Source organism: Pseudomonas sp. GW821-FHT02H09 (assembly GCF_059421425.1).
In genome coordinates, this window is record NZ_JBWKVA010000001.1 from 213,810 (window position 1) to 239,524 (window position 25,715).

General features: G+C 59.5%; 23 protein-coding genes. 16 read left to right on the plus strand and 7 right to left on the minus strand.

The genetic code is table 11. From position 1 onward, the window contains the following. Window position 1: 1 nt before the first annotated feature. Entirely contained in the window at window positions 2-1,027 is a 1,026-nt protein-coding gene (locus AC07VR_RS00990; RefSeq protein WP_495010262.1) for a TauD/TfdA family dioxygenase, read from the minus strand. A 554-nt stretch (window positions 1,028-1,581) separates the two neighbouring features. Here AC07VR_RS00990 and AC07VR_RS00995 point away from each other — a divergent pair. The 5 genes from AC07VR_RS00995 to AC07VR_RS01015 all read left to right on the plus strand — a co-directional run bounded on the left by AC07VR_RS00995 (window position 1,582) and on the right by AC07VR_RS01015 (window position 8,348). Beyond that, window positions 1,582-2,970, plus strand: coding sequence for an aminotransferase-like domain-containing protein (locus AC07VR_RS00995; RefSeq protein WP_494995129.1), 1,389 nt, complete (start codon window positions 1,582-1,584; stop codon window positions 2,968-2,970). A 149-nt stretch (window positions 2,971-3,119) separates the two neighbouring features. Further along, complete coding sequence (locus tag AC07VR_RS01000; protein WP_494995128.1) at window positions 3,120-3,695, plus strand: RNA polymerase sigma factor; 576 nt, start codon at window positions 3,120-3,122, stop codon at window positions 3,693-3,695. Beyond that, window positions 3,695-4,681 (plus strand): FecR family protein, encoded by a 987-nt coding sequence (locus AC07VR_RS01005; protein WP_495010263.1) that lies wholly within the window; start codon window positions 3,695-3,697, stop codon window positions 4,679-4,681. Before AC07VR_RS01000 ends, AC07VR_RS01005 begins: the two co-directional genes overlap by 1 nt. A gap of 176 nt (window positions 4,682-4,857) precedes the next feature. Next, complete coding sequence (locus tag AC07VR_RS01010) at window positions 4,858-7,296, plus strand: TonB-dependent siderophore receptor (RefSeq protein WP_495010264.1); 2,439 nt, start codon at window positions 4,858-4,860, stop codon at window positions 7,294-7,296. After that, window positions 7,296-8,348, plus strand: coding sequence for a YncE family protein (locus AC07VR_RS01015; protein WP_495010265.1), 1,053 nt, complete (start codon window positions 7,296-7,298; stop codon window positions 8,346-8,348). The genes AC07VR_RS01010 and AC07VR_RS01015 overlap by 1 nt, the downstream gene beginning before the upstream one ends. Before the next feature lie 53 nt (window positions 8,349-8,401). Here the strand turns inward: AC07VR_RS01015 and AC07VR_RS01020 are convergent, their stop codons facing one another. Beyond that, the gene (locus tag AC07VR_RS01020) at window positions 8,402-9,277 is read right to left on the minus strand and encodes a helix-turn-helix domain-containing protein (protein ID WP_495010266.1); all 876 of its coding nucleotides are present in this window, start codon (window positions 9,275-9,277) and stop codon (window positions 8,402-8,404) included. Between the two features lie 138 nt (window positions 9,278-9,415). Here AC07VR_RS01020 and AC07VR_RS01025 point away from each other — a divergent pair, with 138 nt between their 5' ends. Continuing rightward, window positions 9,416-10,318, plus strand: coding sequence for a DMT family transporter (locus tag AC07VR_RS01025; protein WP_495010267.1), 903 nt, complete (start codon window positions 9,416-9,418; stop codon window positions 10,316-10,318). 115 nt (window positions 10,319-10,433) lie between these two features. Here the strand turns inward: AC07VR_RS01025 and AC07VR_RS01030 are convergent, their stop codons facing one another. After that, entirely contained in the window at window positions 10,434-11,408 is a 975-nt protein-coding gene (locus AC07VR_RS01030) for a 2-hydroxyacid dehydrogenase (protein WP_495010268.1), read from the minus strand. 210 nt (window positions 11,409-11,618) lie between these two features. Then, window positions 11,619-12,587: a LysR family transcriptional regulator gene (locus tag AC07VR_RS01035; protein WP_494995120.1), complete on the minus strand. Its 969-nt coding sequence runs from the start codon at window positions 12,585-12,587 to the stop codon at window positions 11,619-11,621. 194 nt (window positions 12,588-12,781) lie between these two features. On the opposite strand from AC07VR_RS01035, the gene AC07VR_RS01040 reads away from it, so the two are divergent. The 4 genes from AC07VR_RS01040 to AC07VR_RS01055 are packed head-to-tail and all read left to right on the plus strand — an operon-like array spanning window position 12,782 to window position 17,577. Then, window positions 12,782-14,293: an efflux transporter outer membrane subunit gene (locus tag AC07VR_RS01040; RefSeq protein ID WP_494995119.1), complete on the plus strand. Its 1,512-nt coding sequence runs from the start codon at window positions 12,782-12,784 to the stop codon at window positions 14,291-14,293. Between the two features lie 24 nt (window positions 14,294-14,317). Beyond that, a complete protein-coding gene (locus AC07VR_RS01045; RefSeq protein WP_495010269.1) occupies window positions 14,318-16,513 on the plus strand; it encodes an FUSC family protein in 2,196 nt (731 codons plus the stop codon). Next, window positions 16,503-16,703: a DUF1656 domain-containing protein gene (locus tag AC07VR_RS01050; protein ID WP_494995117.1), complete on the plus strand. Its 201-nt coding sequence runs from the start codon at window positions 16,503-16,505 to the stop codon at window positions 16,701-16,703. The genes AC07VR_RS01045 and AC07VR_RS01050 overlap by 11 nt, the downstream gene beginning before the upstream one ends. A 10-nt stretch (window positions 16,704-16,713) precedes the next feature. Beyond that, on the plus strand, window positions 16,714-17,577 hold the full coding sequence (locus AC07VR_RS01055; protein ID WP_494995116.1) for an efflux RND transporter periplasmic adaptor subunit: 864 nt from the start codon (window positions 16,714-16,716) through the stop codon (window positions 17,575-17,577). 67 nt (window positions 17,578-17,644) lie between these two features. On the opposite strand, the gene AC07VR_RS01060 is transcribed toward AC07VR_RS01055, so the two are convergent. The 3 genes from AC07VR_RS01060 to yaaA form a co-directional block, all read right to left on the minus strand. Continuing rightward, the gene (locus AC07VR_RS01060) at window positions 17,645-18,469 is read right to left on the minus strand and encodes an SDR family oxidoreductase (RefSeq protein WP_495010270.1); all 825 of its coding nucleotides are present in this window, start codon (window positions 18,467-18,469) and stop codon (window positions 17,645-17,647) included. A 36-nt stretch (window positions 18,470-18,505) separates the two neighbouring features. Next, window positions 18,506-18,970 (minus strand): multidrug transporter, encoded by a 465-nt coding sequence (locus AC07VR_RS01065; protein ID WP_495010271.1) that lies wholly within the window; start codon window positions 18,968-18,970, stop codon window positions 18,506-18,508. A gap of 237 nt (window positions 18,971-19,207) precedes the next feature. After that, a complete protein-coding gene (gene yaaA, locus AC07VR_RS01070; RefSeq protein ID WP_494995113.1) occupies window positions 19,208-19,987 on the minus strand; it encodes a peroxide stress protein YaaA in 780 nt (259 codons plus the stop codon). Between the two features lie 292 nt (window positions 19,988-20,279). Here yaaA and AC07VR_RS01075 point away from each other — a divergent pair, with 292 nt between their 5' ends. The 6 genes from AC07VR_RS01075 to AC07VR_RS01100 all read left to right on the plus strand — a co-directional run bounded on the left by AC07VR_RS01075 (window position 20,280) and on the right by AC07VR_RS01100 (window position 25,693). Continuing rightward, a complete protein-coding gene (locus AC07VR_RS01075; RefSeq protein WP_495010272.1) occupies window positions 20,280-21,404 on the plus strand; it encodes a polysaccharide deacetylase family protein in 1,125 nt (374 codons plus the stop codon). 361 nt (window positions 21,405-21,765) lie between these two features. After that, window positions 21,766-23,160 carry a PhoH family protein gene (locus tag AC07VR_RS01080; RefSeq protein ID WP_494995111.1) on the plus strand — a complete coding sequence of 465 codons (1,395 nt, stop codon included), beginning with the start codon at window positions 21,766-21,768 and terminating at the stop codon, window positions 23,158-23,160. Between the two features lie 273 nt (window positions 23,161-23,433). Further along, window positions 23,434-23,904 carry a cyclic pyranopterin monophosphate synthase MoaC gene (gene moaC, locus AC07VR_RS01085; RefSeq protein ID WP_494995110.1) on the plus strand — a complete coding sequence of 157 codons (471 nt, stop codon included), beginning with the start codon at window positions 23,434-23,436 and terminating at the stop codon, window positions 23,902-23,904. Window positions 23,905-23,920: 16 nt separating this feature from the next. Further along, window positions 23,921-24,163 (plus strand): MoaD/ThiS family protein, encoded by a 243-nt coding sequence (locus AC07VR_RS01090; RefSeq protein ID WP_494995109.1) that lies wholly within the window; start codon window positions 23,921-23,923, stop codon window positions 24,161-24,163. A gap of 2 nt (window positions 24,164-24,165) precedes the next feature. Further along, window positions 24,166-24,618 (plus strand): molybdopterin synthase catalytic subunit MoaE, encoded by a 453-nt coding sequence (gene moaE / locus AC07VR_RS01095; RefSeq protein ID WP_494995108.1) that lies wholly within the window; start codon window positions 24,166-24,168, stop codon window positions 24,616-24,618. A gap of 298 nt (window positions 24,619-24,916) precedes the next feature. After that, window positions 24,917-25,693, plus strand: a complete 777-nt coding sequence (locus AC07VR_RS01100) for an ABC transporter substrate-binding protein (RefSeq protein WP_494995107.1) — start codon at window positions 24,917-24,919, stop codon at window positions 25,691-25,693. The last annotated feature ends 22 nt before the right edge of the window (window positions 25,694-25,715 follow it).

A 25,715-nucleotide genomic window follows, 5' to 3' on the forward strand; every position in this document is an offset into this window, starting at 1 on the left:
ATCAAGAAAGGACTTCGTACAGATGATCGGCGCGGGTGAAGCGCACCCGGTTCAAATCGTTGACGGCGAACAGGCGCATCAACCAGCGATCGGCGCCGTCGTTCTGCGGTTCGAAACCATCGCGGGCATGCAGCACACGCTGATTTTTAAAGATCATGAAGTCGCCCGGCAGGAGCAGATGTGGCTCATCGAATTGCCGCGATTCCACCAGGGTTTTCAGGGCATTGAGCGCGCATTGCGCCTGGGTGTTCATGGCATAGGTGTTTTCGCAGTCGAAGCGGCACAGCCATTCACCGGACGAGCCACGCACCAGTACCGGCAAGTTGGCCGTGGTGCGGCGATTGCTGGCGAAGGAATCGGGATGTCTGATCTCGAACTGCGGCAACGTCAGTGCGTGGACGGTTTGCGTCGGCAGGGCTGCAACGAGATCGTCGACGTTGACCAGTGTGGTGTTGATCCGCGGGTCGCAACGCATGCCGAAGAACGACAGGTATTCCGGGCAGCAGGACACCGCGTCGACGTTTTCCGCAGAGAGTGGAAGGTCAGGATTGTCCACGTGATAAGAGAAGCGCAGCTTCGAACCATGGGAGCTTTTCTGGGTGCCCGAGGCGCGTGCCGGAATCACGTGACGGAACAGTCGTCCATCGTTCTCGCCTTCGTACACCACCGGGTTGATGCCCAGCAGGCTGTGCATGGACAGGCTCACCAGGCAAGCCACTGGTGTGCTTTTCGGGCTGAGCACGCCTGAGTAAGGCGTCGGCGGAATATCGCGGTCTCGGGGGCAGTTCCTGATGATCAGCGAGCTCAGCTGTTGGTCTTCGACGAATGAGCGGATTTGCTGGGTCAGTGATGAGCCGAGAACATCCTGGGCCTGTTCCTTGAGCTGAAAGTAGATGTCCTTGTTGGCTTCGAAGTCGAGCGGCGTGTGGTTCAGTACGGCCTGCCATGCGCTGGAAATGACCCATGGCAATCTGATTTCCAGCTTGGTGACAGCCTCGGCGGCGAGCTTTAAATTTGCGCTTTCCATTTCCAGTGAAACCCCATGTTCCGATGCTTGGTGCCGTTAGATTTCGTGCGACGCTGGCAGGCGTGCACGACATTATGATTTTGCCGGTGGCGTCTGTCGGAGCGCGGCCGGGTGTTCGTATCGACTCTCGGGGTGCATGGAATGCGCCTCTTGATTGAGTCGATGTAATAATTGTAATTACAAAAATTAAATCGATTCAATTTATTTCTTTGGGGCGATCTACCGCAGCATCGCAAAATGATGTTTAACGTGATGATTAAAAAGGGATTTTTCCGACGGAATTTTATTTTTGAATTCCAGCGCTCTGAGCGCTCAGGCGAAGATTTTATTGGGCATCGCTAAACGACTTGCGCCTGAATATCAGGCCGTGATGCGGGATCAGTAGCAGTGAGTCCACTCATGGGCGCGCGCGCTTTCAGGCATTTTTCAACAGATGTTTTTCTAGGGGTGTAATCGTATTAATAGGTGAATATTGATTCGATTGTGGTGCGATTACTCTTATTGAATTTTTCATGTTAGGCTTTCGCGTTCATGCAATTTCTGGTGTTGTCCCTATGTGGGTTCCTCAATACAGCGGCCAAGCACAACCGGTCTATCTGATGATCGCCGACGCCATCGAGCGCGACATCGTCGCCTCCAGACTCGAGCCAGGCGATCGGCTCCCAACCCTCAAAGAACTGGCTGAAATCCTGAAAGTCACGCCGGGCACCATCGGCCGCGCCTACGATGAAGCGGGCAAGCGCGGGTTGGTGATTGGCGAGGTGGGGCGCGGTACGTTCGTGCTGCACAAGAAAGTCTCGAGTGCAGAGCCGCGCGTGCTGAAGAGTCCCGGGAGCAAGGCCGTGACCGGGCAGATCGATCTTTCGATCATCAAACCCAACGATGCCGGAATGACCGACTGGTTACGCGGCTCGATCGTCGAACTGGCGCAGTCGCCGGACCTGGGGCGCATCCTCGATTACACCACTGATGGTGGTCATGCCGTTCACAAAGAGGCCGGTGCCGCCTGGGTGCAACGCAGCTTGCCGGACGCCAACTGGCAGCAGATCGTGCTGACCGCTGGCGCGCAACATGGTTTGTTGGTCGCCATCAGCAGCCTGTCGACCAGTGATGACGTCATTCTCTGCGAAGAGTATTGCTATCCCGGCATCATCTCCCTGGCCCATAGCCTCGGCCGTCGTTTGAAAGGTGTTCGGGTTGACGAATTCGGACTGGTGCCGGAGTCGTTTCGCGCCCTGTGTGCCGAGCACCGGCCGGCCTTGTTGATCTGCGTAACGACCCACCAGAACCCGACCAACTCGATCATGCCGGATGAGCGACGGGCGCAGATTGCGCAGATCGCCCGTGAGTTCGACGTGTTCATCGTCGACGACGACATCTATGGTTTTCTCGAAACCCGTAACGTCCACAAGCCGCTATCGGCTTACGCCCCCGAGCGCTCCATCTACCTGACCAGCTTGTCCAAAAGCATCTTGCCGGCGCTGCGTATCGGTTACCTCTATGCGCCTGCGGAGACCTTGTCGCGGTTGTCTTCGATGGTGCGCAGCAGTGTCTGGATGCCGTCGCCGTTGATGGCGCAACTGGCGAGCAACCTGATCAACAGCGGCATGGGCGCAGGTCTGGTGAAAGTGCAGCAGGATGAGGCTGCGGTGCGGCAGAAAATGGCGCTGGAAATTCTGGGCGCTTATGACATTCGCAGTCAGACCAACAGTTTCCATATCTGGCTTGAGTTGCCGGAGCCCTGGACCAGCGACGAGTTCGCCAATCTGGCGCGGGCCAATGGCGTGACTGTGGTCAGTGGCAGCCAGTTCCTGGCGCAACGCACGGCGTCGACCCGTGGTGTGCGGATTGCTCTGATGACTCCCACTCGCGACGAATTGGGCTTTGCCCTGACCAAGCTGGCCAGTCTGTTGGCAGCGCCGGAGCCGCGGTTGTTCTACTGACGGACAGGTCTGCGCTTGCGCATTTGTGGCTGCCTCGTCGATGTCTTTTGCGTATGAGAATATTTATCATTAATATTGGCGTTTTGTTGAACCACGAACTAGTGCGGCTGCTTGAGACCATTGCGCAGCACTAGTTGAGCCAGCTATCAATGATCACTACGCCCCCCGAATCCCAGGACGCCGACAGCGCTGAAGCGTTGGGCGGCCGCGCGCATTTCCTGCAGGTGTTTCTATCGCAGCGCCCGCAGATGGAAGCGCTGGTCAGTCGCCGGGTAGGTTGCCGGGCGACCGCGGCGGATCTGGTGCAGGACTTGTTCCTGCGTTTCTGGCGTCGGCCCCTGGTGCAGGTTGAAGAGCTCAGCACCTATTTATTGCGCTGTGCCGGCAACATCGCCATCGATCATTTACGCAGCGAAGGTGCGCGGGGGCGGGTCAACGAAGGTTGGCTGCCGGAGCAACAGGACAATCAAGGCACCGAACCGCAAGCGGCGCTGGAAGCCAGCAATGACCTGCGCCACGTCGAAGCGGCGTTACGCAGTTTGCCGGAGCGCACGCGGCAGATCTTTCTGCTCAACCGCATTCACGGCCGCAAGTACGCTGAGATTGCCAAGGCCATGGGGCTGTCTCAAAGCACCGTCGAAAAACATATGATGCGCGCCCTCGATGCTTGCAAGGCAAGCCTGCGGGAGCCCTCGACACCACGTACGCCAGGGAAAGCACCGTGATGAACACCGCAAGCGTCACCCCGACGCCCGCCCAGGAACAGGCCGCGCTGGCCTGGCTGAGCCTGTTGCATGACCAGCCGAGCAGTGGCGATCAGGCTACGTTCAGGCGCTGGTTGCAGGCCGATCCAGCCCATGTCGAGGCTTATGCCCAGGCTCAGGTGGTCTGGGAGTTGAGTGAAGCGCCAGCGAGCAAGCTGGCACAGGAAGAGGCCTTTGCCTTGCAGGGTTATCTCAACGCCATGAACCGTTCCGGGCGCACTTCGCTGCGACGCTGGTCTGGCGCGTTGGCGATGGCCGCCTGTTTGTTGTTGATGATTTCCCTGGGCGCCGGTTGGCAGCCCTCGCGCTGGATCGATGATTTGGGCGCGGATTATGTCTCGGCGCCTGGCGAAGTGCGTACCGCCACCCTTGCCGATCAATCGCAAGTCACCCTGGATGCCGACAGCGCCATCGCCGTTGATTTCAGCCGGGGAGAGCGTCATATCCAGCTGCGTCGCGGCGCCGGGTTTTTCAGCGTGACCCATACCGGCGAACCGTTCGTCGTTGAAGCCAACGGTGGTGAGGCGCGAGTGCTCGGCACCCAGTTCGAAGTGCGGCTGCAACCGACGGGCGCGCAGGTGACGGTACTGTCCGGGCGGGTGGGCGTCAGCGCGAGCAAAGACACCGCACAACAGGTGCTCGGCGCCGGTCAGCAAGTGGTCTATGCCTCGGGCGCTGCCAGCAATTTGCATTCGGTCGACAGCGAAGCGCAGCTTGCCTGGCGCCAGGGCTGGCTGAATTACTACAAGGCACCGCTGGCCGACGTGGTCAAAGACCTGAGGCGCTATTACCCGGGGCGGATTGTTCTGCTCAATGATGAACTGGCTGCCCGCCGGGTCAGTGGCAGCTTTCCCAGCAAGGATGCGCAGCTGGTGTTGAATTCCCTGCAAGGCGTTTTGGGCTTTGAGCAGCACAGTGTGTTGGGGCGTCTGATTATTTTGCGTTGAAGCCTCCTGGCAGAAAATCGTTCCCACGCGGTGCGTGGGAACGATCTCCACAATCTCCAATCTCGGACCTGAAAATATTTTCACATTTTTCGTGAGGTAAACCCGGGCGACATCCGTGTAGTGCTTGAAAGTGCGATTCATTCGCATCCGTAGCGTTCTACACACAGGTCATGAGCATGAAGTCCAGGGCAAGGTCGGCGGCAAGCGGTTCGGTAAAACAATGGCTCGGTGCATCTGCACTGGCTGTTTCGGGTTTGGCCCTGTTGCCGCTGAGTGTGGCGTTGGCCGCGGATACCGTCGGTGCGCAACACAGCGCGCTGTTCAACTTCGCGATCGCGGCCAAACCGCTGCCCCAGGCGCTGAGCGACTTCAGCCGGGTCACGGGCATCAGTGTGGTCTACACCGATGAAGCGCCCTATGGCCTCCAGGCGCCGGCCGTCAGCGGTCAGCTGAGTGCCGTGCAGGCCATGCAGCGCTTGTTGAGCCATTCCGGGTTCACCTTCCGCCAAACCGACGCCCACACCCTGGCTCTCGAACCGCTGCCTACTGAAGGCACGTTGAATCTGGGCGCGACCACCATCACCTCGTCCGAACAGCAACCGATGAGCTATCAGCCGCCGCCCACCAGTTCGGTGATGCGCTCCCAGGCGTTGCTGCAAGAAATTCCACAGACCGTCAACGTGATCCCGGCCCAGGTCATTCGCGATCAGGCGCCACGCAATCTGGATGACGCGCTGGCGAACGTCAGCGGCATCACTCAGGGCAACACGCTGGGCAGTACTCAAGACTCGGTGATGACCCGCGGTTTTGGCGACAACCGCAACGGTTCGATCATGCGTGACGGTATGCCAGTCGTGCAGGGCCGAGGCTTGAACGCCTCGGTGGATCGCGTCGAAGTGCTCAAAGGGCCGGCTTCGCTGCTCTATGGTATTCAGGACCCGGGCGGTGTGGTGAACATGGTCAGCAAGAAGCCCGAGCTTGAGCAATACAACGCATTGACCCTACGCGGTTCGACCTATGGCTCCGGTAAGAACGGCAGCGGTGGCAGCCTCGACAGCACGGGCGCGCTGGGAGATTCGGGGCTGGCTTACCGGTTGGTCCTGGACCATGAAGACGAAGATTACTGGCGCAATTTCGGCACCCACCGCGAGTCCCTGATCGCGCCGTCCCTGGCCTGGTTCGGTGAAAGCACCAAACTGTTGTTCGCCTATGAACACCGCGAATTCCTCTCGCCGTTCGACCGTGGCACCGCCATCGATCCCAATACCAATCACCCGGTGGACATTCCCCGTGGCCGGCGTCTGGACGAACCGTTCAACAATATGGAAGGGCGCTCGGACCTGTATCACTTCGAAGCCGACCACGACCTGAACGACAACTGGAAAGCCCACTTCGGCTACAGCTGGAACCGTGAAACCTACGACGCCAGTCAGGTCCGGATCACCGCCATCGACACTAAAAAAGGCACGCTGACCCGCAGCATGGATGGCACCCGGGGCGCCATCAGTACCGATCGCTTCGCCACCGCCAGCCTCGATGGCAAGGTCGATGTGGCCGGCATGCGGCATGACCTGGTGTTTGGCCTGGACGATGAATACCGCAAAATTTATCGTTCCGACCTGATCCGCCAGAAGAGTCAGACAACCTTCAGCTACGTCAACCCGGTCTATGGTCGTGAAGTCGAAGGCAGCACCGTCAGCCCGGCCGACAGTGCCCAGACCGATTTGCTGCGCAGCGATTCGTTGTTCATGCAGGACTCGATTCACCTCACCGACCAGTGGATTCTGGTGGGCGGTGCGCGCTTGCAGGAGTACGACCAGTTCGCCGGCAAAGGTCGACCATTCAAGGCCAACACCGATGGCAACGGGCAGAAATGGGTGCCGCGTGCAGGCCTGGTGTACCGCTACACCGATGAGTTGTCGTTCTACGGCAGCTACACCGAGTCGTTCAAGCCCAACTCGACCATCGCACCGTTGAGCGGCAGCGCGGTGGTGCTCGATGGCAGCATCGCGCCAGAAGAGGCCAAGTCCTGGGAGCTGGGTGCCAAGCTCGACATAGCGGGCCGTGTGACCGGCAACATCGCGCTGTTCGACATCAAGAAGCGCAACGTGCTGGTGGCCAACTCCGAAGGTTTGACGACAATTTACAGCACCGCCGGGGAAGTGCGCTCCCGAGGTCTGGAACTGGACATGAGCGGTCAGTTGAGTGATCGCTGGAGCATGATCGGCAGCTATGCCTACACCGATGCCGAAGTCACCGAAGACCCGGACTACAAGGGTAAACGTCTGCAAAACGTGGCGAAAAACAGCGGCTCGCTGTCAGCGGTCTATGACTTCGGCACGATCGTTGGCGGTGACCAGTTGCGGGTGGGTGCAGGCGCGCGTTATGTCGGCGAGCGGGCCGGTAACGCGGCGAATGATTTCGACCTGCCGGGCTACACCGTGGCCGATGCCTTTGCCACCTACGAAACCCGGGTCGAAGGTCAGAAGGTCAAGTTCCAGCTCAACGTGAAGAACCTCTTCGACCGCACTTACTACACCTCGGCTGTCAGCCGGTTCTTTGTGTCGATGGGCGATTCGCGGCAGGTGTCGTTGTCCAGCACCCTGGAGTTTTGATGAAGCGCATGAGCCTGTTGTTTCTGGCGTTTGCTTTGAGCAATGCGGCACTGGCCGCCGCGCCGCAGGATGCCCGGCTGTATCACCGCGAGCAGCAGGTGATGTTGCCGGGGTCGGGGGACAGCTGGGGGTTCGCCGCGCTCGATCCCGCGCGACCGTATCTGTTTCTCGCGCGTCGGGAGAACGGCCTGAGCGTGTTCGATGTGGATAAACAGCGTCTATTGAAAACCGTAGAAGGCACCGAGGGGGCCAACGGTGTGGTGTTCGTTGCGCCGTTGAACCGCTTGTTCGTGCTCAACACCGACGGCAGTCTGGGGGTGATCGAGTTATCCACACTGCGGCTGCTGAAAAGGATTCCCGTCGCGCAAAGCAACCTCAACAGTGCGGTGTACGACCCCCAAAGCGGGCAGGTGATTATCGTCAGCGGTCGGCGTGCCAATCGCTCGACGTTGTTCGTGTTCGATCCCAAACAGGAACGTATCACCGCCGCCCATGAGCTGGACGTCAAGAAGATCGATCCGCTGTTGCTCAAGGGCGATGGCAGTTTCTTTTTGCCAATGCGCGATGAAGGCAAAGTGGCGCGGTTTTCGACCAGCACCTTCGAGACCCTCGATACCTGGCAATTCGCTGGTTGCCCACGCCCCAGCGCCTTGGCGCAGGACACTGAGCGCCAGCGTTTGTTTGTGGCTTGTCGCGGCGACACGCCGCAGCTGATTGTTGCTGATCGGGTGAGCGGCGCCATCAAGGCCAGTCTGCCGATTACCCGTGATGTGAATGCCTTGGCCTATGACGCGGATAATCGCCGGTTACTGATTCCCAGTGGTGTCGATGCCAACCTGAGCGTTGTCGATCAACTCGACGCTGACCATTACGCCCTTCGAGGCAGCGTCAGCACGCAACCGATGGCGTACAACATGGCCTTCGATCCGTTGAGCAAAAAGGTCTACCTGCCGGCGATGAACTTTACTCAACCCGCGCCGGGCAAGAGTGAGCCCAAGCCCGATCCGCTGTTTCATGCCGATACTTTTTCAGTGATGACGCTGGCGCCTTGAGTTTTTTGCGCCGGAATGATTGTGCGGGAAAGTCCTTCTTCACTCGCAAAAAGCTAGCGCAAAAACGCCTGCCGATATTCCCCCGGCGTTCCACCCACCGCTTGCCGAAAGCGGTTGGTGAAATGGCTGGCGCTGGCAAAACCACAGGCCAGAGCAATCTCGCCCAGCGGTTGCGAAGTGGTGCGTAGCAATTGCCGCGCATGAGTCAGACGCCGCGCCAACACGTATTGATGAGGCGGCAAGCCAAAGCTTTCACGGAACATGCGGGCGAAGTGGTATTCCGACAGCGCACACAAACCTGCCAGTTGACCAAGGCTGATCGGCTCGGCCAATTGGTTGTCGACGTACTCCACCAGTTGCCGTCGTTGGTGCGCGGCCAATCCACCTTTGAGGCGCAAGCCCTGACGCATGCCGACCTGGCTGAGCAGGGTATGGCTGAGCAGCTCGTGGGCCAGGCTGCTGGTCAGCAGGCGTTCGCCGGGTTCGTTCCAGTTCAGCTGGATCAACTGGCGAAATCGCCGGGCCTGCGTCGGGTCGTCGAGGAAGGTGCTTTCCTGCAATTGCAGCTCGCGGGGTTCGCGATCCAGCAACGTGACGCAACCGAGAGCGAATTGCTCCGGGCTGAAGTACAGGTGAGCCAGGCGGATTTCGCCGTTGATCACCCAGGCGGACTGGTGTTCGGCGGGCAAGATGCAGAGTTTGTCCGGACCACCCTTGGTGCCGGGAAGTTCACGGCGAAAGGTCCCGGTGCCACCGGCGATGTAGCAGGACAAGGTGTGGTGGCTCGGCGCCTGGTAGTCCTGGGCGTCGTGATGGTTGCTCCACAGGGCTGCAGCCATGCCGTCACCGAGCTCGGCGCTGTGCTCCAGACGAGCATTGGGCGAGCGGTTCAAGGCTTGAAAGACTTGCAGGTTTTCCAGTGTGGGCATGATCGTTTTCTCCAACGCTTTGCATCCTACTCCGTAGCCTGCGCGCTGTGAGCCCGCGATCTGACAAAAGCGCAAGTTTATGCAAGCGCGTCCAGGCTTGCGGTCTGAGACTGGTAGCCATACTCAGGAGTCCTCGCCATGAACATCACCTTGTACCTGCTCACTGTCCTGATCTGGGGCACCACCTGGATTGCTCTGAAGCTGCAATTGGGCGTAGTGGCGATTCCGGTGTCGATCGTCTATCGCTTCGGTCTGGCGGCGCTGGTGCTGTTCGTCATACTGCTGCTCAGCCGTCGCCTGCAAGTCATGAACCGGCGCGGGCACCTGATCTGCCTGGCGCAGGGCTTGTGCCTGTTCTGTGTGAACTTCATGTGCTTTCTGTACGCCAGCCAATGGATTCCCAGCGGCCTGGTCGCCGTGGTGTTTTCCACTGCGACGTTGTGGAATGCCTTGAATGCCCGGGTGTTCTTCGGCCAGAAAGTCGCGCGTAACGTGTTGATGGGCGGCGCTCTGGGCCTGCTGGGTTTGGGCTTTTTGTTCTGGCCAGAACTGGTCGGCCACACGGCCAGTCCGCAAACCTTGCTCGGTCTAGGTCTGGCGCTGCTGGGGACCATGTGCTTCTCGGCCGGCAACATGCTTTCGAGCCTGCAACAAAAGGCCGGTCTCAAACCATTGACCACCAACGCCTGGGGCATGACCTACGGGGCTGCGATGCTGTCGCTTTACTGTCTGGTCAAAGGCATTCCCTTCGACGTGGAATGGAGCACGCGCTACATCGGTTCGTTGCTGTATCTGGTGATTCCGGGCTCGGTGATCGGCTTCACCGCCTACCTGACGCTGGTCGGGCGCATGGGCCCGGAGCGGGCAGCGTATTGCACCGTGTTGTTCCCGGTGGTGGCGCTGAACGTTTCGGCGTTCGCTGAGGGCTACCAGTGGACCGCACCGGCGCTGGCCGGGTTGGTGCTGGTGATGCTGGGCAACGTACTGGTGTTTCGCAAGCCCAGGCCGCTGGCGGCGACGGCCCCCGGCAAACTGGCCTGACCCGTTTTTGTAGGAGCGAAGCTTGCTCGCGATGAACGATGACACGGTGTGACAGGTAAACCGCGTTGACCGCATCGCGAGCAAGCTTCGCTCCTACAGAAGACCACCGATTATCTCAACCCTTCCACACCTGCGGATTGACCAGGTCCTGCGGCCGCTTACCCAGCAATGCACTGCGCAGGTTGTCCAGGGCGCGATTGGCCATGGCTTCGCGGGTCTCAAAGGTGGCCGAGCCGATGTGCGGCAAGGTCACCGCATTTTTCAGCTGGAACAGCGGTGACTCGGCCAACGGCTCCTTCTCGTAGACGTCCAGTCCGGCGCCACGAATCTTGCCGTTTTGCAGGGCTTCGATCAGCGCCGGCTCGTCGACCACCGGACCCCGGGAAATATTTACCAGAATCGCGCTCGGCTTCATCAGCGCCAGTTCGCGCTGGCTGATCAGGTGTTTGGTTTTTTCGCTGAGGGGCACTACCAGGCAGACGAAATCGGCTTCGGCCAGCAACTGATCGAGGCTGCGAAATTGTGCACCTAGCTCCTGCTCCAGCTCGGTCTTGCGGCTGTTACCGCTGTAGATCACCGGCATGTTGAAACCCAAACGCCCACGACGGGCGATGGCCGCGCCGATGTTGCCCATGCCGACGATACCCAGGGTTTTGCCATGCACATCGCAGCCAAACAACGGCGCACCGACGGTGGCCTGCCATTGCCCGGCCTTGGTCCAGGCGTCCAGTTCGGCGACGCGCCGGGCGCTGCTCATCAACAGCGCGAACGCCAGGTCGGCGGTGCTTTCGGTGAGCACATCCGGGGTGTTGGTGAGCATGATCCCGCGTTCGTTGAAGTAGGCCAGGTCGTAGTTGTCATAGCCGACCGAAACGCTGGAGACCACTTCCAGTTTTGCGGCGTTTTCCAACTGAGCGCGACCAAGCTTGCGGCCAACGCCAATCAAACCGTGAGCGTGGGGCAGGGCTTCGTTGAATTGGGCATTGATGTCGCCCTGTTTCGGGTTCGGAACGATCACGTTGAAGTCCAGCTGCAGGCGCTCGACCATTTCAGGCGTGACACGGCTGAAGGCAAGTACGGTCTTTTTCATCGCAGGAAAGCTCATCGGGCGGAGGAGAATGCCAAGCAAGCTATCATTTTTGGCGGGGGGTGCGCGAGACCTGCACGTTTGATCGTTCCCACGCGCAGCAAAGGAATGCAGCCCGTGACGCTCTGCGTCACAGAAGCAGACGCAGAGCGTCCATGGAGGCGTTACCACGCGGAGCGTGGGAACGATCTCTCATCGCATAGATCCTTGAGATCAGTTAGCCAGCCTTGCCCCATTCATGCTCCCGCTCAGGTCATACGCTGCCAGCTCTGCCTGATGCGCCGCGAGAATTTCCGGCAGTGAACCGCGCAGGTACTCGACCCAGGTTTTGATCTTGGCATCCAGGTACTGTCGCGACGGGTAGATGGCGTACAGGTTCAGTTCCTGGGAGCGATACTTGGGCATCACCCGCACCAGGGTGCCGTTGCGCAGACCTTCGATGGCTGCGTAGACGGGCAGCACGCCAACCCCCATGCCACTGGTAATGGCAGTCTTCATCGCGTCGGCCGAATTCACCAGAAACGGAGAACTGTTGATGGTGACCATTTCCTGGCCTTCGGGACCATCAAACAGCCACTTCTCCAGTGGAATCACCGGGCTCACCAGGCGCAGGCACGCGTGGTTGAGCAGATCGCTGGGTTTCTGTGCACAGCCATTGGCTTTGACGTACGCCGGCGAGGCGCAAACGATGCTGTAGGTGATGCCCAGTCGTTGCGAGACGAAACCCGAGTCCGGCAGCTCGCTGGCAAGCACGATGGACACGTCATAACCCTCGTCCAGCAGATCCGGTACGCGGTTGGCCATGGTCAGGTCGAAGGTCACGTCCGGGTGGGTTTTGCGATAACGCGCAATGGCGTCGATCACAAAGTGCTGCCCGACCCCGGTCATGGTGTGCACTTTCAACTGCCCAGCCGGGCGCGCGTGGGCGTCACTGGCCTCGGCTTCGGCTTCCTCGACATAGGCCAGGATCTGTTCGCAGCGCAGCAAGTAGCGTTTACCGGCCTCGGTCAGGGCGATACGTCGGGTGGTGCGGTTGAGCAAACGGGTTTGCAGGTGGGCCTCAAGGGTGGAGACCGCGCGCGAGATGTTGGCAGTGGTGGTGTCCAGTTGCACGGCCGCGGCGGTGAAGCTGCCGGCTTCGGCGACACAACTGAAGGCGCGCATATTTTGCAAAGTGTCCATGGGGTGCTCTCTTTGGAGATTGCAAATTGTGACACGAAGTTTCTATTTTTACAGGCACTCCTGTGAACCTGACCAACGGATTATCGCGTTAACGGTAACAAAGATTCACAGGAATCCCGGCTTATCGCCATCCCTGCCGCCCCCTAGAATTGCGCCACCACCCGGAAGATCCCCCACGTCAGGAAATTGCAGCAGTGCCGCGTCGCATCAGCAGAGAACTGAGGACTCTCAGTGTTTGGGCTTTATCGTTAGCAATCAGCGGCTGCATCGGAACCGGAGGAATTGCCCCGCAAGGCAAGACACTCACCGCCAACACATTGGCCACCGACGAGGCGATCCAGAGCGCCGCGCAGGATGCTCACTGGCCGATCGCCCAGTGGTGGCAGGCCTATGGCGACCCGCAATTGAACCGCTGGGTAAACCTCGCCGTGCAGGGTAGCCCGAGCATGGCCATGGCCGCTGCCCGAGTACGCCAGGCCCGGGCGATGGCCGGGATTGCCGAATCTGCCGAGTCGTTACAGATCAAAGGCGAATCGACCCTCAAGCGTCATAACTGGCCCACCGACCAATTCTATGGCCCCGGTGAACTGGCCAATACCACCACCTGGGACAACAATGCCGCGTTGGGCTTCAGCTATGCCCTTGACCTATGGGGCCGCGAAAGCAACGCCACCGAACGCGCTGTGGACATTGCCCACATGAGCGTCGCCGAAGCACGCATGGCCCAGCTGGAGCTGCAGAACAATGTGGTTCGTGTCTATATTCAGCTGTCCCTGCATTACGCTCAGCGGGACATCGTCGAGGCGACCCTGAAGCAGCAACAGCAGATCCTCGACCTGGCGCAAAAGCGTTTGAATGGTGGCATCGGCACACATTTCGAAGTCAGTCAGGCCCAGACGCCGTTGCCGGAAACCCATCGGCAACTGGATGCGCTGGACGAAGAAATCGCGCTGAGTCGCAACCAGCTCGCCGCACTGGCAGGCAAAGGACCGGGGGAGGGCGCGCAGTTGCAACGGCCAACGCTGTCGTTGGCTGCGGCGCTGAAACTGCCATCGGCGTTGCCCGCCGAACTGCTCGGTCAACGTCCGGATGTGGTCGCCAGTCGCTGGCAAGTGGCGGCTCAGGCGCGCGGCATTGATGTCGCCCACGCAGGTTTTTACCCCAACGTCGATCTGGTCGGCAGCCTTGGCTTTATGGCCACCGGCGGTGGCGCGCTGGAGTTTTTGACCGGCAAAAAGCTCAACTACAACGTCGGACCGGCGATTTCGTTGCCGATCTTCGATGGCGGGCGTCTGCGCTCGGAGCTGGGAGAAGCCTCGGCCGGTTATGACATCGCCGTCGCCAAGTACAACCAGACCCTGGTCAATGCGTTGAAAAGCATCTCCGACCAGTTGATCCGTCGCGAGTCGATGGACAAGCAGCAAGGCTTCGCCGCCGAGTCGGTGGCTTCGGCGCAGAAGACTTACGACATCGCGATGATCGCTTTTCAGCGTGGGCTCACCGACTACCTCAACGTGCTCAATGCCCAGAGCCTGTTGTTCCATCAGCAGCAGATCCAGCAACAGGTCCAGGCCGCACGCCTGAGCGCCCATGCTGAACTGGTCACCGCATTGGGGGGCGGGCTCGGCGCAGGCCTGGACGTGCCTGACGACAGCAAAACCGTGCCAGGCAAGACCCCGGCAGCGCTGGCTGCCTTCGATCACTGACGCTCGGCTATAGAGAACGATGCAATGACTCCCTTGCCTGCACCGCTGCGCTGGCTGTATTCCCTTGAATGGCGCCGTGGTTTTTTCGACTGGGCACGCAGCGATGGCGTGACCTGGGTCTACATCTTCAAGGTGTTGATCGCTGCTTTTCTGACCCTGTGGCTGGCCATGCGCCTGGAGTTGCCGCAACCGCGTACGGCAATGATCACGGTGTTTATCGTGATGCAACCGCAGAGCGGCCATGTGTTCGCCAAAAGCTTCTATCGCTTGCTCGGTACCCTGACCGGGTCTGCGGTGATGGTTGGGTTGATCGCCCTGTTCGCGCAGAACACTGAACTGTTCCTCGGCTCGCTGACGATCTGGGTCGGCATCTGTACGGCTGGCGCGGCGCGCTGTCGCAACTTTCGCGCCTACGGTTTTGTGCTGGCCGGTTACACCGCGGCGATGGTCGGTTTACCAGCGCTGGCCCATCCCGATGGTGCGTTTATGGCTGCCGTGTGGCGGGTGCTGGAAATCTCTCTGGGCATTCTCTGCTCTACGCTGGTCAGTGCCGCGATCCTCCCGCAAACCGCCAGCGCCGCCATGCGCAACGCGCTGTACCAGCGCTTTGGAGTGTTTGCGCTGTTCGTCACCGATGGCCTGCGCAGCCGCAGCCAGCGCGATGCGTTCGAAAGCAGTAACGTGCGCTTCATCGCTGAAGCGGTCGGCCTTGAAGGCCTGCGCAGCGTCACCGTATTCGAAGACCCGCACATGCGTCGGCGCAACGGTCGCCTCAGTCGTCTGAACAGCGAATTCATGGGCATCACCACGCGCTTCAACGCCTTGCACCAATTGCTCGAGCGTTTGCACAGCAGCGGCACGGAGCATGTGGTGGCGGCGATCAGGCCCGGTTTACAGGACCTGGCCGAATTACTCGACGGTTTCTCCGCTCGGGCGCTGACCAGTGCCGATGCGCAACGGCTGGCCGCGCAACTGGCGACCTTTAAAGAAGGTTTGCCGGCGCGAGTGCGCAGCCTGCGGGCGACCTTTGAGGAGAGCAACCCGAGCGACGCCGAGCAGCTGGATTTTCACACCGCATATGAGCTGCTCTATCGCTTCGTCGACGACCTGCACGGTTATGCACAGACCCACGCTTCGCTCGCCGAACACAGTCACGAACGCGAGCGCTGGGACGAACCCTACACACCGCAAACCAACTGGCTGGCTTCGGCGGCTTCGGGGATTCGTGCGGCGTTCATTCTGGTGGTGCTCGGCAGTTATTGGGTGGCAACGGCCTGGCCCAACGGCGCCACCATGACCCTGATTGCCGCGGCGACCGTCGGCCTGTCAGCCGCCACACCCAACCCCAAGCGCATGGCGTTTCAGATGGCGTGCGGGACCTTGCTCGGTGCGCTCATCGGTTTCGTCGAGATGTTTTTCATCTTTCCCTGGATCGATGGTTTTCCATTGCTCTGCATGATGCTCGCACCGGTGATCGTGCTTGGCTCTTTCCTCACTTCACGGCCGCAATACGCCGGGGTCGGCCTGGGGTTGCTGATCTTTTTCAGCACCGGTTCCGTACCGGACAACCTGACCGTCTACAACCCCTATGCCTTCATCAACGACTACATCGCCATGGTCATGGGCATGTTGGTGTGCGCCGCCGCCGGGGCGATCATTCTGCCGCCCAACAGCCGCTGGTTGTGGCGTCGGCTTGAGCAGGATTTGCGCGGGCAAGTGGTGTACGCCATCAGTGGAAAACTCAAGGGGCTCGGTTCGAGCTTCGAGAGCCGCACTCGGGATTTGCTGCATCAGGCCTATGGCCTGGCAGTGAGGCAACCGCAGGTGCAGCGTGATCTGCTGCGCTGGATGTTCGTGGTGCTGGAAGTCGGCCACGCGATCATCGAGTTGCGCAAGGAACAGGCGATCCTCCCGGTGCATCCGGCTTACGCCGAAATCCAACCATGGCGCCAGGCGATTCGGGTGATGGGGCGCTCATTGGTGCGGCTGTTTATCCAGCCGAGCCAAAGTAACCTCGAGCGCGCGTTGACCGCGGTCGACCACGCTATCAGCCGGGCGCAGGCCACCGCCGAACCTTTCGCGCCGCACTTCGATACCTCGGCGCTGCGTCGCGTCAAGAGTTACCTGCACTTCATCCGCACCTCATTGCTCGACCCGCAATCACCGCTGGCCGCGTTCGCTGCACCCGCCGAGCCGCAAGGACTAGAACATGCCTCGTGAAATCGCCTTCCACGGCGTGTACATGCCGACCATGACCCTGATGTTTTTCATCGCGGCTCTGCTTGCCTGGGCCCTGGATCGTTTTGTCTCCGGTTACGACCTGTACCGCTTTTTCTGGCACCCGGCGCTGCTGCGCCTGAGCCTGTTCACCTGCATTTTCGGCGCCTTGGCGCTCACTGTTTACCGTTGAGAACGATCTGATGAAAAAACTCTTCAGCCTGCTCGCCACCTTGCTCGTGCTGGCCCTCGCCCTGTGGATCGGCCGGACCCTTTGGGTGCATTACATGAACACGCCCTGGACCCGTGACGGCAGGGTGCGCGCCGATATCATCAACGTTGCCGCCGACGTCACGGGTGAGGTGGTCGACGTCCCGGTGCGTGACAATCAGTTGGTAAAAAAGGGCGACCTGCTGATGCAGATCGACCCTGAGCATTACCAGATCGCGGTGAAACAGGCGCAGTCGCTGGTGGCCTCACGCAAGGCAACCTGGGAAATGCGCAAGGTCAACGCCCATCGGCGCGCCGACATGGACAGCCTGGTCATCTCCAGGGAAAACCGTGACGACGCCAGCAATATCGCTGACTCGGCCCTGGCAGATTACCAACAAGCGCAAGCACAGCTTGAAGCAGCGCAGCTGAACCTCAAACGTACCCAAGTGCTGGCGGCGGTGGACGGTTATGTCACCAACCTCAACGTCCATCGCGGCGACTACGCGCGCATCGGTGAAGCGAAAATGGCCGTGGTCGACATGAATTCATTCTGGGTCTACGGCTTCTTCGAAGAAACCAAACTGCCCCACGTAAGGGTCGGCGATAAAGCCGATATGCAACTGATGAGCGGCGACGTGCTCAAGGGACATGTGGAAAGCATTTCTCGTGGCATCTACGACCGCGACAATCCCGAGAGCCGTGAACTGATCGCCGACGTCAATCCGACCTTCAACTGGGTGCGCCTGGCGCAACGGGTACCGGTGCGCATTCATATCGATGAAGTGCCGGACGGCGTGCTGCTGGCGGCGGGGATTACCTGTACGGTGGTGGTGAAGCAGGAAGGCGAGCAATAGTCCTCAGACCGTCTGATCGTTCCCACGCTCTGCGTGGGAATGCATCTTTCGGATAGCTGCGATCCTCTTACAATCGCCCACTCAACCCGAACCGCTTCATCAACCCCGTCTCCAACACGCCCTTGGGCAGCACTGCCGCCAACAACGGCATCGCCCGGCTGCCATTGCCCAAACGCAGCAAGCGCGGTGGTTTGCTCCGCTGTACAGCCTTGAGCAAATCAGCCGCAAACTCACTGGCAGGTGTCGGGTTGTTCTGGGAGGCTTTGGCCCGGGCGCGGATGCCTTCGCGCAGTGGCCACCAGGGAGATTGTTCGGTGATCAACTGTTCGGCCTCATGCCCTGCATTCTTGGCAAAACTGGAGGCGATGGCGCCGGGCTGGACTTCCATGACGTGGACACCGAACGGTGCCAACTCCATGCGCAGGGCATCGCTCAAGGCATGTACGGCGGCTTTCGAGGCGCAGTAGGCGCCAGCAAATGGTGTCACCAATACGCCGGACACACTGCCGATATTCACCACCAGGCCTTTGCCGCGGCGCAGTACCGGGAACATTGCACGGGTTACCCCGACTACCGCGAACACGTTGGTTTCGAACTGGCGCTGCATCGCCTCCACACCACCATCGAGCAGCGGCCCCATGGCGCCATAGCCGGCATTGTTGATCAGCACTTCCAAACCGCCGTGTTGCTGATTGATGCGCTCGCTCAACGCTTCCAGCGCAGGCCCGTCATTGACGTCCAGTTGCACCGCGGTGAACCCGGCGGCGGCCAATACCGCAACATCATCAGCCTTGCGCGCAGTCGCCCAGACCTCGTAACCGGCCGTTTTGAACGCATCGGCCAACGCGCGGCCGATGCCGCTGGAACAACCGGTGATTAACGCGAGGGGCATGGAGCGGTCCTTGTGCAAAAGGGGAGAAGTGATGGCTCAGTCAGAGAAACTACCCTGCAAATGCTCGGCGCGAAACTCCAGGGTTTGCGGGCGATAACCGGGACGCAGTGGTGGTAGCGGCAAGCAGTCTTCCCACGAGGCGCCGGCCTGTAGCTCACCGGGGCCACGGTAGCGCGGGGCAGCGTAGAGATTGTCCGCAAGGTTTACCGTGTCGCCGGGCGCATACGCGGCGATCCGCCAACGCAGTTCGGTCAGTGGCACGTCATTGCCGTTGTTCATTGTAAGTTTCAGCGGGCGATCCGCCGGGCAGTGCTCGGGCGCATAGCTGATGCGCAACTCCAGCCGCGCCAGTTGCTTGAGTTCGCGGTTGTCCAGCCAGACCACCCACGTCGCTACCAGACCCAGACTCATCGCTGCCGCCAGCGATACCGGCAAGGCTTTGGCCGGATAACGCAGCAGCAGGGTCAGCCAGGTGATGACCAGCAAGACGCCGATGAACATGACGCGGACCTCGGGAATTGAGGAGACCATCCTACCCAAGCGTAGGCGCGATTGACCATGGCCGAAAACCAGTGGTGAATGCTCAGGGGGCCAATCGCTTCGCTTGCTCGTGATGGCGGCCTGTCATCCAGCACCATTGGACAACATGGAAAGCGGGAATAAAAAAGTTCTTCACACAATCCCGGGAAACGCTGTTTGGCGCACGTGCCGATTCATGATGTGCGCCGAAAGAGAGCTCTATTCGGGGGCGTGGTCGCGCAGAAAAACCAGAGTGTCGGGCCTGGACTGCTCAGCGTTGAAGCGGTAACCCTGCGCATCAAATTGCTTGAGTGCGGCCGGGTCGTTGATGCGCTCCTGAATGACGAAGCGGCTCATCATGCCGCGAGCCTTTTTCGCGTAGAAGCTGATGATTTTGTACTGGCCGTTTTTCAGGTCCTTGAACTCGGTGTTGATGATCCGTGCGTTCAGGGCCTGGCGTTTGACCGCCGAGAAGTACTCGTTGGAGGCCAGGTTGAGCAGCACATCGTCGCCTTGTTCGGCCAACGCCTGGTTCAACCACTCACTGATTCGGGTGCCCCAAAAAGCGTACAGGTCCTTGCCACGGGCGTTGGCCAGTTTGGTGCCCATCTCCAGCCGATACGGCTGCATCAGGTCCAGCGGGCGCAGCAGGCCGTACAGACCGGAAAGCATGCGCAAGTGTTGCTGGGTGTAATCGAAATCCGCCTCACTGAACGTTTCGGCGTTCAGGCCGGTATAAACGTCACCTTTGAACGCCAGCAGCGCCTGTTTTGCGTTGGCTTGGGTGAAGGCCGGGGTCCAGCTGCCGAAACGTGCGGCGTTCAGGCCACCGATTGTGTCGGAAACGTGCATCAACTCGCTGATCTGCGCCGGGCTCAGCTCGCGTAACTGCAGGATCAGCTCCTGGGAATGATCGAGGTATTGCGGCTGGGTGAAGCGCTGGGTCACCGGCGGAGTCTGGTAATCGAGGGTCTTGGCTGGGGAAATCACCATCAGCATGAAGTCGTCTCCTGAAATCGTCGGGGGATTCTAGGGGGTTGCAGGCGTTGACTCCAGCTATCAAGGTCATAGGGGGTTTCGTAGCAGCTGGCGAAGCCTGCGTTCGGCCGCACAGCGGTCGTAAAATGGTCAACCGCGTTAATTCAAACAGAGCCCGGATATCCTGATTGCGAGTGCTGCGGTCGGACGCCACCCCGGCTCGAACGCAGCCTTCGGCAGCTGCTACATGGAGCGCGTCAGGCGCAATGCATCAGCTATAGTGCCGCGCGGCTTTTGTTATGGAGACATCCCTTTGCGTATCGCTTTTCTCTTCTTGGCCTGGCTGTTCAGTCTCAGCGCCATGGCTGTGCCCAATGACGTCGCCACGCTGGACCGCAGCACCTGGCCAGAGCAGCTGACCAGTCCGACTCTGTTCGACGTCGCGTCGCGAGCGGAAATCCTCACCTTTGCTCGCGCCTTGCTCGCCAGCGAGGCGCTGGACGAAACCGCTTTAAAGCAGCGCCTGGGGTTGCGGACGATCAATCTGGAGTCGATCAATAGCTTGCGTCAGCGGATGTGGCAGCGTTTGCTCGCCAACTACAATTTCGCCCAGCAAAGCTGCGATCAGGACGCCTCCTTCTGTTATCTGGTCGAAGACATGGACTCCCTGCGCGAGCAGGCCGGTAAGTTTCAGGTTGCTGCGGATTCCTACTACATGCGCTGGGCCGAACCGAGCCGGATCTTTCATGAGCACTATCTGGACGAACAACTGCGCAAGGCGGCGTTGTTTGCGCAAACCAGCAGCGAAGTCGATCGATTCGGCGATTACGAGCGCAACGGTGACGAGCTCAACGATCGGCTGTTTTTACTGACCTTCGACAGCGCCGCCGCAACCTCGCCGGATAACACCGCCTGGCTCAGCGACTACTTGCGCAAGTCGAACATGAGCGCGACCTTTTTTGTGCTGGGCAGCGATATTCAGAATCGTTTGGCCCAACGCTCGGTGGCTGATTTACAGGCGTTGTACTCAAAGCAGTGCGTCGGTGTGCAGGGTTGGGAATACCGCTCCCATAGCCATTGGCAGGACTGGCAATACTCGATCGAGCGCAGCGTGGAACTGGTGAAAAGCAAGTTACCGGAAAATTACAAACCGCTGTTTCGCCCACCTTATGGTCAGCGACGCGCCGACGGCGAAGGGTTTTTCAAGGCGCAGGGTTTGCAGGTCGCCTTGTGGGACATCGACCCTCAGGACGCCGGCGGCAAGCTCAAGGCTCAAGAGAGCGGCCAGAGGGTGTTGACGCTGATGCTGCTGTGGCGGCGTGGGGTGATCAACTTCAATGTCAAACAGGACGCGGTAAAAACGGCGATACCCTGGCTGGTCACGCAAACCGCGCAAAGCGGTATCGGCTGGGAGGATTGTCAGGACGTTTTTCGTTGAAAAGGCAAAAGGCCAGCAATCATTGGGGGAAGGGTAAGGCAGGAAGGTTTTTAGCGGGATTTCGATACAGGCAGACTTTCGACTTTAACGGGGGTGATGGCAGTCCGCCAAGTGCTATTGGTCACTCTGAAAAATAAACTTCAAAAAAACGTCAAAGTGCTTTTTCCTGTCACAGGTTTTGGAGTATTACGAAGACAGACCGCCGAAACCTGCAACACAGGTGGCGTCTTTCAAGACCCAGCGTGTGCAGTTCACTTGAGTCCTGCTGTTTTTGAGTACTGCAGGGTGAATTCGGTGGCCACTTCGAGGCGCAGCACTGTAATGGTATTGCGTCGACTGGCTCCCACAAAGGTGACCGAGTATGGATGATCACGGACGTAGCTCTTCTTCCAACCAGCCAATCCTCTATGTACTCGATACCAACGTATTGATTCACGATCCAAACGCACTCCTGAACTTCGAAGAACACCACGTTGCCATCCCGATGATCGTCCTTGAAGAGCTCGACAAGCTCAAAAGTGGCCATCACAGCGTCGCGTCCGAATGCCGGCAGGCGATCCGTCTGATCGACAAGACTCTGGGTGATGCAACCCCGGAAGACGTTGAGCTGGGGGTGCCGATCCAGCGTGGCAAGAGCGGGCCAAAAGGTTTGCTGTCGATTCTGATGAACAAGCGCAAAGAGCCCAACAATCTTTTGCCCGAGAATCTGAACGACAACATCATCATCAACCAATTGATCGACCTGCACGTGCGCGACAAGGATCTGCGCCTGGTGCTGGTGACCAAAGACATCAACATGCGCCTCAAAGCGCGAGCCTGTGGGATCGCCGCCGAGGACTACAGCACCGACCAACTGGTTGACGACGTGTCGCTGCTGTCACGTGGTTATCACAACATGACGGGTTCGTTCTGGGATCGCGTCAGCAAGGTCGAGACTCGTCAGGACCACGGTCGCACCTGGCATCAGGTGCAACTCATCGACAACCTGCCTGCCGTGCATGTCAACGAGTTCATCATCGACGAGCAGGGTTTTGTCGGCTGGATCAAAGAGATCAGGGTCGACGTCCTGCTGATCCTCGACCTGCATCAAGAACCGCTGATGCACCAGGAAGCCTGGGGGCTGAAGCCGCGTGACGTCTATCAAAGCCTGGCGCTGTTTGCCTTGCTCGATCCGGACATCCATCTGGTCAACCTGTCCGGTGCCGCCGGTTCCGGGAAAACCATCCTGGCACTGGCCGCCGCCATCGAACAAACCATGGTCAGCAAACGCTACCGGCGCATCATCGCCACCCGTAGCGTGCAGGGGCTGGACCAGGAGATCGGCTTCCTGCCGGGCACCGAAGCGGAAAAAATGGAGCCTTGGCTAGGCGCCATTACCGACAACCTCGAAGCCTTGCACATGGATGACGAAAATACCCATGGCAGTGTGGATTACATCCTCAGCAAAGTGCCGTTGCAGTTCAAATCCCTCAATTACATCCGGGGCCGCAGCTTCCAGCAGAGCCTGATCCTGATCGATGAATGCCAGAACCTCACCCCGCACCAGATGAAAACCATCATCACCCGTGCCGGTGCCGGTTCCAAAGTGGTGTGCCTGGGTAACCTGGCGCAGATCGACACCCCTTACCTGTCCGCGACCAGTTCCGGGCTGACCTACCTGACCGAACGCTTCAAAGACTTCCCCAATGGTGTGCACATCACCCTGCAAGGGGTGCCACGTTCGATTCTGGCCGAATACGCCGAATCCCATCTGTAACCCTCAAGAACCGGGCGGCCCAAAGCCGCCCGGCTTTTTTTTGTTGCGATACAACACCCCCTTGTAGGAGCGAGGCTTGCCCGCGATCGGCTGCGAAGCGGCCGCAATCCAGACGACTCAATTGTCCTGTGGGAATGCGCAGACCTGTTCTGCGACCGCTTCGCGCTCGATCGCGGGCAAGCCTCGCTCCTACTATCGCGGGTTTCAATAATCAAACGTGCGAAAAATTGACCTGCAGGTTTACAATCGGCGCTCCTGATCAGGAGTAACCCTGTGCTGACTCATCTCGATTCCCAAGGTCGCGCCAATATGGTCGACGTCACCGAAAAAGCCGTGACGTCCCGTGAAGCCACAGCCGAAGCGCTTGTGCGCATGCTTCCCGAAACCCTGCAAATGATCGTCAGCGGCGGTCATCCCAAGGGTGATGTGTTTGCCGTGGCGCGGATCGCCGGGATTCAGGCGGCGAAGAAAACCTCCGATTTGATTCCGTTGTGCCATCCGCTGATGCTCACCAGCGTCAAGGTCGAGCTCAGCGCCGAGGGCGAGGACGCGGTGCGCATCGTCGCCCGCTGCAAACTCGCCGGCCAGACCGGTGTCGAGATGGAGGCGCTGACCGCCGCCAGCATCGCCGCGCTGACCATCTACGACATGTGCAAGGCCGTGGATCGTGGTATGACCATCGAGAGCGTACGCTTGCTGGAGAAGTTGGGTGGCAAGAGCGGCCACTATCAGGTGTCTGAATAATGCAGGTGTCCGAATAATGAAAGTGACGGTGAAGTTTTTTGCCCGCTACCGCGAGGCGCTTGGAGTGGACTCGCTGAACGTCGAAGGCGATTTCGCCTCGGTCGATGATGTGCGTTTGCTTTTGGCACAGCGCAACGGTGCCGAGGTACTGAGTGAACAGAACCTGATGTGCGCCCGCAATGAAGACCTGTGTCAGCTCGATGAGCCGCTGACCGACGGCGATGAAGTGGCGTTTTTCCCTACCGTGACCGGAGGCTGAGCATGGCCATTCGCGTGCAATCCGCAGCGTTCGACCCAGGCGCTGAAGTCAACGCGATGCACGCGGCGAATGTCGGCGTCGGCGCGGTGGTGAGTTTTGTCGGCTACGTGCGCGACTTCAATGATGGCCGTGAAGTTGCCGGGATGTTTCTCGAGCACTATCCGGGCATGACCGAAAAGGCTCTCGGCAAGATCGCCGATGAAGCCGGGCAGCGTTGGCCGCTGCTCAAGCTTGAAGTGCTACACCGGATCGGCGCCCTGGAGCCGGGTGAGCCGATTGTCTTCGTCGGTGCCGCCAGTGCCCACCGCCAGGCAGCGTTCGACGCCTGCGCTTTTGTCATGGACTACCTGAAAACCCGCGCGCCGTTCTGGAAAAAAGAAAACACCAGTGACGGGCCTCGCTGGGTGGAAGGGAAGGACAGCGACCATGCGGCGGTAGAGCGCTGGGAAAAGTAATCCCCTGATCGTTCCCACGCTCCCGCGTGGGAATGCCGCCCCGGACGCTCTGCGTCCGCTTTGGCTGTGACGCGGAGCGTCACGGGATGCATTCCCACGCAGAGCGTGGGAACAATCAATGGATCTCCTTTCGTTACCCCATTTCATCCTCGCGACCAAAGGAAGGGCGAAGTGTGGACGGCCGATTGACGGCCAATACATAAAAGTCCAGTATGGAATTATAAGTACAAAAAAGCGCTTCAGTTTTAACTTTTCCTTCTGTCTTGCAAAACCAACAACAACCCGCGAGAGAACGAACATGAAGAAACTCCCCCTCATCAGTGGCCTGGCCCTTAGCCTGTTGGCGTGTAGCAGCCTGTTCGCTGCCGAGAAAACCGTACGTATTGGCATTGAAGCCGCTTATCCACCCTTCGCCTCAAAGACTTCCGACGGCAAGATCAGCGGTTTCGATTACGACATCGGCAACGCGTTGTGTGCGCAGATGAAGATCAAGTGCGAATGGATCGAGGGTGAGTTCGATGGCCTGATCCCGTCGCTGAAAGTGAAGAAAATCGATGCGGCCCTGTCCTCGATGACGATCACCGAGGAGCGCAAGAAGTCCGTCGATTTCACCCACAAGTACTACTTCACCTCGTCGCGTCTGGTGATGAAGAAAGGTGCCGTGGTGGATGACCAGTACGCCAGCCTCAAGGGCAAGACCATCGGCGTGCAACGCTCGACCACCACCGACCGCTATGCCACCGAAGTGTTCGAGCCCAAGGGCATCAAGGTGGTGCGCTACAGCAACAACGAAGAGATCTACATGGACCTGGCGTCCGGGCGCCTGGACGCCATCTTCGCCGACACCATTCCGCTGGATGACTTCCTGTCGATGCCGCGCGGTGCCGGTTATGCCTTTGTCGGCCCTGAGTTGAAAGATCCGAAATACGTCGGTGAAGGCGCCGGGATTGCCGTGCGTAAAGGCAACACCGAGTTGCTGGCCGATCTGAACAAGGCCATCGACGGCATTCGCGCCAGCGGCGAATACCAGAAGATCGAGGCCAAATACTTCAAGTCGGATATTTATGGGGATTGATCAGGGGGATTTGTAGCGCCTG